This is a genomic window from Methanoculleus sp. UBA430, assembly GCF_002506585.1.
GTDB lineage: Archaea > Halobacteriota > Methanomicrobia > Methanomicrobiales > Methanoculleaceae > Methanoculleus.
In genome coordinates, this window is the sequence record NZ_DAXW01000004.1 from 156,637 (window position 1) to 156,850 (window position 214).

The 214-nt window shown below is 54.7% G+C and carries 1 protein-coding gene; it reads right to left on the reverse strand.

Annotated elements, in window-relative coordinates:
* Nucleotides 1-214 (reverse strand): hypothetical protein (locus tag BRA49_RS04915; RefSeq protein ID WP_292384024.1); only part of this gene is annotated, 214 nt, incomplete at both ends.

Consider the following 214-nt stretch of genomic DNA (forward strand, 5'->3'; position numbering starts at 1 on the left):
TTGTAGCGTATGAACTCTCTTGCTTTGTACCACGCGAGTCGAAGCCTCCGGCTTCTCCCGCTCCGGCCCTCCGGCCCATCACGGCATCGAGAATAGATTTGGATCTGCCGCGGAGTTTTGCCTCCAGCGATTCGACCATCGGTTTGATGGTCAGGTGTTCCAGAGCGATGCAGTCGTAGTTATCGACATAACTTTCGGAGTTTGCCGACTTTCC